Genomic DNA, 613 nt, shown 5'->3' on the forward strand with positions numbered 1-613 from the left:
AATCAAATCAAAGAATGATGGTGCGGAAGGAGAGACTTGAACTCTCACACCTTGCGGCGCCAGAACCTAAATCTGGTGCGTCTACCAATTTCGCCACTTCCGCATACTTACCGAATGTTCCGAAGAAACTCGTTAAGTTTAATAATGGCAGGTCTACCTGGATTCGAACCAGGGAATGGCGGCATCAAAAGCCGCTGCCTTACCGCTTGGCGATAGACCTGCAGTTGCTCTTTTCAGAGACTTTTTCTCAATTAGGCCAAAACCCAATCAAAGAATGATGGTGCGGAAGGAGAGACTTGAACTCTCACACCTTGCGGCGCCAGAACCTAAATCTGGTGCGTCTACCAATTTCGCCACTTCCGCATACTTACCGAATCTTCCGAAGAAACTCGTTAAGTTTAATAATGGCAGGTCTACCTGGATTCGAACCAGGGAATGGCGGCATCAAAAGCCGCTGCCTTACCGCTTGGCGATAGACCTGCAGATGCTCTTTACAGAGACTTGAATCCAGAGAGAATGGTGCGGAAGGAGAGACTTGAACTCTCACACCTTGCGGCGCCAGAACCTAAATCTGGTGCGTCTACCAATTTCGCCACTTCCGCATTTTGTGCTG

Annotated in this window: 5 tRNA genes; all 5 read right to left on the reverse strand. The window is 48.8% G+C overall.

The features are described from left to right. Positions 1–18 precede the first annotated feature (18 nt). Positions 19–103: transfer RNA gene (locus tag L4D79_RS29880), tRNA-Leu, on the reverse strand. Between the two features lie 42 nt (positions 104–145). After that, positions 146–220, reverse strand: a tRNA-Gln gene (locus tag L4D79_RS29885). Positions 221–278: 58 nt separating this feature from the next. Next, positions 279–363: transfer RNA gene (locus tag L4D79_RS29890), tRNA-Leu, on the reverse strand. Between the two features lie 42 nt (positions 364–405). After that, a tRNA-Gln gene (locus L4D79_RS29895) sits at positions 406–480 on the reverse strand. A gap of 37 nt (positions 481–517) precedes the next feature. Continuing rightward, positions 518–602 (reverse strand) — tRNA-Leu (locus tag L4D79_RS29900). Between the last annotated feature and the right edge of the window lie 11 nt (positions 603–613).

Source organism: Photobacterium satsumensis (assembly GCF_050336935.1).
Classification (GTDB): Bacteria; Pseudomonadota; Gammaproteobacteria; order Enterobacterales; family Vibrionaceae; genus Photobacterium; species Photobacterium satsumensis.